Source organism: Actinosynnema sp. NPDC059335, from assembly GCF_042752395.1.
Lineage (GTDB): Bacteria > Actinomycetota > Actinomycetes > Mycobacteriales > Pseudonocardiaceae > Actinosynnema.
On sequence record NZ_JBHYXZ010000047.1, the window covers coordinates 1 to 4,675 of the forward strand.

The 4,675-nt window shown below is 75.6% G+C and carries 6 protein-coding genes and 1 pseudogene; 5 read left to right on the forward strand and 2 right to left on the reverse strand.

Annotated features, from left to right (window positions below; all coding sequences use genetic code 11):
• From ACFXGA_RS16930 to ACFXGA_RS16945, 4 genes and pseudogenes are all read left to right on the forward strand, one after another.
• Positions 1 to 210, forward strand: a pseudogene (locus tag ACFXGA_RS16930) (hypothetical protein); the annotation flags it as partial.
• Between the two features lie 66 nt (positions 211 to 276).
• Positions 277 to 1,089, forward strand: coding sequence for an ESX secretion-associated protein EspG (locus ACFXGA_RS16935; protein ID WP_378088765.1), 813 nt, complete (start codon positions 277 to 279; stop codon positions 1,087 to 1,089).
• A gap of 71 nt (positions 1,090 to 1,160) precedes the next feature.
• Positions 1,161 to 1,538, forward strand: coding sequence for a sterol carrier family protein (locus tag ACFXGA_RS16940; protein WP_378088767.1), 378 nt, complete (start codon positions 1,161 to 1,163; stop codon positions 1,536 to 1,538).
• A 13-nt stretch (positions 1,539 to 1,551) separates the two neighbouring features.
• Complete coding sequence (locus ACFXGA_RS16945; protein ID WP_378088769.1) at positions 1,552 to 1,896, forward strand: hypothetical protein; 345 nt, start codon at positions 1,552 to 1,554, stop codon at positions 1,894 to 1,896.
• 4 nt (positions 1,897 to 1,900) lie between these two features.
• On the opposite strand, the gene ACFXGA_RS16950 is transcribed toward ACFXGA_RS16945, so the two are convergent.
• The gene (locus tag ACFXGA_RS16950) at positions 1,901 to 3,883 is read right to left on the reverse strand and encodes an alpha/beta hydrolase (RefSeq protein WP_378088772.1); all 1,983 of its coding nucleotides are present in this window, start codon (positions 3,881 to 3,883) and stop codon (positions 1,901 to 1,903) included.
• Complete coding sequence (locus ACFXGA_RS16955; RefSeq protein ID WP_378088774.1) at positions 3,880 to 4,194, reverse strand: hypothetical protein; 315 nt, start codon at positions 4,192 to 4,194, stop codon at positions 3,880 to 3,882. Before ACFXGA_RS16955 ends, ACFXGA_RS16950 begins: the two co-directional genes overlap by 4 nt.
• Before the next feature lie 145 nt (positions 4,195 to 4,339).
• On the opposite strand from ACFXGA_RS16955, the gene ACFXGA_RS16960 reads away from it, so the two are divergent.
• A partial coding sequence (locus tag ACFXGA_RS16960) for a hypothetical protein (RefSeq protein WP_378088777.1) occupies positions 4,340 to 4,675 on the forward strand: 336 nt, incomplete at its 3' end.

The window sequence follows — 4,675 nt, forward strand, 5'->3', positions numbered from 1 at the left end:
GGCTTCGGCCCCGGCGCGGGCGGCCCCGGCGCCGCGGGTCGTCCCGGCGCGGCCGGCGCGGGCATGGCCGGTGGCGCGGCCGGCGCGCACGGCGGCAACGGCGAGGACGACATCGAGCACAAGGCGGCCGACTACCTGGTCGAGACGAACGACGTGTTCGGCGACGACCGGCTCGTCGCGCCGCCGGTGATCGGCGAGCTGCCGCAGTAGTGGTCCGCCGGTGCACAGGCCCGCGCCGACCCGGCGCGGGCCCGTGTCCGGTGTTCAGGGACGGGGATGTCGGTGACGTACTTCGGGGGGCCCGCGGAGCGGGAGCCGATCACGCTCTCCGCCGAGGAGTTCGACGTGCTCTGGGAGCGCCTCGACCTCGGCCGGATGCCGCTGGTGATCAAGGTGCCCTCGCCGGGCAAGACCCACGCCGAGCGCGCCGCGCTGGAACGCCGGGTGTGGCAGGACATCGGCGCGCGCGGCCTCGGCGGGCCGACCGGGCTGCACCCCGAGCTGGACCACCTGCTGCGGCTGTTCAGCCGGCCCGAGCGGGAGGTCGACGGCCGGGTGTGGCTCGGCAGGAGCGTGCGGGTGCTCGCCGTGGCCAACGGCGACGACGGCGCGGTGGCCACGTTGACCGACTCCGGGCTCACGTTCCGCCGCGCGGCGGGCAGCGGCCTGCCCTCGGCCGTGCTGGCCGCGCTGCCCCCGCACCCCGCCGGCGTCGGGCACTCGGTCACCATGCCGAGCGCCGACCTGGAGGCCGCGGTCAGGAAGTCCGACGGCTCGCCCAAGAGCCTGGAGAACTCGCTGCGCGAGCACGGCGTGCGCCAGGAGGACGCGGTCGCGCTGGTGAAGATGTTCACCGGGCTCGTGCACACCGGCAACTTCGGCGCGGCGGCCCGGGACAAGTACGGCAAGCGGTGCCGGCCCGACCGGGTGGTCGCGTTCTTCGACACCGAGGAAGGCCGCTACCTGCAGCAGCGGCGGGCGTCGAACGGGTCGGTGCCGTGGAGCACGTTCAGCCCCACCGACTCGCGCCGGCTCGCCCACCAGGTCGAGGAGCTGCTCGCGGAAGCGGTGCGCGCGGCGCGGATCTGACCCCGGGCCGTCCACTGTGGAGAGTGGCGGTCGGCGCGGGCCGACCCGGTCGGCGGCGTTAACCTGGGCGGGTGCCGTCGAAGCCCGTTGACCCCCACGAGGTGCGCGCCGCGGTCGAGGCCGTGCTGCCCTGGCTCGCCGGCGAGGCGGAGCGGCCGGACCGCCCGGTGCTGGCCGCCGCGGTGCGGCTGAGCCTGCGCACGCTGGAGCAGGTCGCGCCCGGCCGCAGCGTGGAGGTGCGGGTGCCGCCCTTCGCCGCCGTGCAGTGCGTGGCCGGACCCCGGCACACCCGCGGCACGCCGCCGAACGTGGTCGAGACCGACCCGCGCACGTGGCTGGAGCTGGCCGTGGGCCGGCTCGGCTGGGCCGAGGCGGTGGCCGACGCGAAGGTCACCGCGTCCGGGAGCCGGGCCGATCTCTCGACCCTGCTCCCGGTGCTCCGCTTCTAGCTAAGCTCGCCCCGTGAAGGCGCTCAAGGCGTGTGTCGCCGTCCTCGCGGTCGCAACCCTCCTCGCCGGCTGCGGCGGTGGCGAGTGGTCCGGCGAGGTCCGGTTCGAGGTCACCGAGGTCAAGCCCGACGAAACCCTCGTCTCCGGCGGCACGTGGCCGGGCCGGGTGTCCCTCCGGCTCGACCAGGACCAACCGGACGGCGCCGCGCCGATCACCGCGCCGTGGGCCCCGCTCACCGAGGTGCCCGACGGCACCGCGGTCGGCGACGCGCTCGTCTGCACCGTGCGGCAGCGCGACGACAGCAAGCTCGACGACGCCGAACCGGCCCAGTCGATCGGGTCCTGCCGCAAGGCCTGAGGCGTCAGAACCAGGACCCGACGGTCTTGTCCCACGCCCGGCCGACGCCCTCGACCACGTCGCGGCCCAGCTCGACCGCGTCGCCCACCCCGCCGACGACCACGTCCACGGCGTCGTTGACGACCTCCTTGCCGGTGTTGAGCAGACCGGTGCCCGCCTCGGACCAATTGCCGTTCAAGGCGTCCCGGCCGGCGTTGTAGAGGCCGGTGCCCGCGTCCACGGCGAGGTCCGCCGCGCCGACGGCCGTGCCGCCGACGAAGTCGACCACCGGCCCGACGCCGGGCAGGTGCGAGCCGGGCAGCGACGGGCCGAGCGGGTTCTCGTCCCAGTCCTGCGCGGTCACGGAGTCGCCGTTGCCGGTCGCGATCCGGGCCAGGTTCTGCACCGACTCCGAGCCCTGCGCGTAGTACTGCGAGTGCGCGCCCAGCGCGGACGTGCCGTCGGTGGTGCCGAAGGTGCGCGCGCCGAAGCGGTCGTCGTAGGGGCCCACGGACGAGCCGTCCTCGGTGAACCAGGCCTGGCTCGTGCCCTGCACGACCGGGTCGTGCTCGGTCGCGCCGACGTAGACGTGACCGGGGCCCGCCGAGAGCTGGTTGACGTTCGACGCGCCCACGCCGGGCGAGCCGACGAACGCGATGTCGTCCGCCGCCAGGCCGTTCATGCCCGCGTAGCCGACCGTGGTGGAGCCGTAGGAGTGGCCGATCACGGTCAGGTGCTGGCGGTTGCCCGCGGCCTCGGCGGCGGCGCGGTAGCCGTCGACGTCGGCGACGAGGTTCGCGCCGCCCTCGCGGGCCTGCGCCGGGTTGTCCACCTCGCCCGGCGCCCAGCCCGGCGCGTCGTAGCCGAGCCACTGGATGGTGGCGTTGCCGTCGGGACCCATGGCCTCGCGCAGGTTGGCCGCCTGCCCCACGGAGAAGCTGTCGAGGGTCGAACCGGTGCCGGGCACGGCGACCGCCAGGTTCCGCGCCGTGTCCGGGTCGCCGTACGCGATCGCCATGCCGCCGTCGCCGCGCGGGCCGTACGGGTCGTAGGCCAGCACGCGGACGTCGCTCTCCGGCCAGCCCTTGCCGCGGGCCAGCTCGGCCGCCTGGTTGACGCTGCTCTGCGCCTTCTCGGCGTTCTCCGCCTTGGTGGCGGCCTCCTGCCGCTGCTCGTGGAGCGCCGCGTACTCCGGGTCGTTCAGCAGCCGGGTCAGGTCGCCGGAGTCGTTCGGGTCGAGCCCCAGCTCCCGCGCCCGCGCGGCCAGCTGCCCGTCGAGCCGGTCGCGCTCCGCGCCGAAGCGCTGGATGTCGTCCTGGATGCGCGCGCGGTTGGCCTGGTCGAGGACGCCGGACGGCAGCCCGCGCAGTTGACCGAGTTCCTGGAACTTCGTGCGCAGCAGCTCGTCCTGCTGCTCCTTGGTCAGGGACTTCCACCAGGCGGCCACCTGCCGGGGGTCCGTGCCGGGGGCGGGCACGGTCGCGGTGGTGCGCAGCGCCGTGACGGCGGTGTTCCAGCCCGGGTCCTTGCCCGCCGTCTCCTCGAAGCCGGGGCGGATGCGGGTGAGGGCGTCGGCGTAGGAGCGCAGCACGCGCTCGTAGCTCGTCTTGACGTTGGTCAGCTGCTCGTTGACGCGGTTGGCCAGCTCCCGCGTCTGCGCCTCGTCCAGCCCCGGCGGGCGGCCGCGCCAGAAGTCGATGAGCTGGTCGGCGCTGCCCCGCATCTGCGCGTACGCGCGGGAGGCGGCCTGCACGACGTCCGCGCCGGCGCCCAGCCGCTCGCCCGCCACGGTCGCGGACCGGGTGGACAGCTCCGAGCGGGCCTTGAACCTGGTCGCGGCGTCGCCCTGCCAGGTGGACGTGGCGGTGGTGCCGCCCGCGGCGACGGACTGGCCCGCGCGGCCGACCGCGCTCATCGCGCCGGTGATGGGGTCGGCCGCGGCGGCGACGCGGCCCGCGTCGCCCGTGGCGAGCCGGCCGTACAGGACCTCCGGGTCGGTGTAGCTCACGCCATGCCCCCTTCGATGCCGCGGAAGGAGCTGTTCGAGTCGTCGTCGGCGCGCTGGTAGACGTCGGCGTTCTCGGTGAGGCCGTCGCCGGCGTCGCGGTACCAGGCGCTGCCGCGCCGCAGGTCGTCCGACTGCTCGCCGGACCACCTGGCCAACGCGTCCACGAACTCCGCCGCCGCGGGGACCTGGCCCAGCGCGTCGGCGTCCAGCCGGAGCATGGAGATCAGCTCCGCGCCGTCGCCGGTCGCGTCCGCGCCGTCGTGGAACTCCTTGGACGCCGCCCGCAACGTCTCCGGTCGCACTCCGAACACGGTTACCCACCCTTCGTGCCGCTGCCGCCGGCAATGCGACGCGCCGTCACCCGCTCCGGTTCCCCCGCCCCACCGGTCAAGCCGGGTTCCCGAATCACTCAAAGGTGATCTTGCCGGCGTCGAACAGCAGTTCGACCATGGACGCATGACACTCCTGCTCGCCTCACCCCGGAATTGGGGCCTGCTCCTGCACCTCGGGTTCGCCGACCGGGTCCGCCGGCTGCTCGCCGACTTCCTCGCGCCGGCCCCCTGCCGGGCCCGTCACCGCGCCCTCTCCCCGGCCCGAATCCGCTGGCAGCGGTGGAAAGCCGGGGCCGTCCGCACCATCGCCACCGTGCTCGGCGTCGGCCCGGTGCCGTTGCCGGCCGCGGCCCGCGGGCCCGCCCGGGCCGCGGCGGGCCCCGCGGCGGGGTGCGCGGGTCCCCCCCCCCCCCCACAGGCCCCACCCCCCGGGGGGGGCCAAACCCCCGGGTGGGGCCGC